Source organism: Paraburkholderia sp. SIMBA_054 (assembly GCF_046534875.1).
Taxonomy (GTDB): Bacteria; Pseudomonadota; Gammaproteobacteria; order Burkholderiales; family Burkholderiaceae; genus Paraburkholderia; species Paraburkholderia hospita.
The window spans coordinates 1-308 of record NZ_JAWRXV010000493.1; the positions used below are offsets into that span (position 1 = coordinate 1).

At 69.2% G+C, this 308-nt stretch carries 1 pseudogene; it reads left to right on the top strand.

The window, feature by feature from the left end:
- Positions 1-308: pseudogene (hisH, locus tag SB822_RS56040) on the top strand (imidazole glycerol phosphate synthase subunit HisH); the annotation flags it as partial.

The window sequence follows — 308 nt, forward strand, 5'->3', positions numbered from 1 at the left end:
CGATGCCCGACTGCATGCGCAGTCTCGCTGAGTCCGGCCTGCAGGAAGCGGTCGTGGAAGCGTCGCGCACGAAGCCGCTGATGGGCGTGTGCGTGGGCGAGCAGATGCTGTTCGACTGGAGCGCCGAGGGCGGCACGCCTGGCCTCGGGCTGCTGCCGGGCAAGGTGCTGCGCTTCGACCTGGAAGGCCAGGTGCAGGACGACGGCTCGCGCTTCAAGGTCCCGCAGATGGGCTGGAACCGCGTGCGCCAGGCGCAGCCGCATCCGCTGTGGGACGGCGTGGCCGACAATGCGTTCTTCTACTTCGTG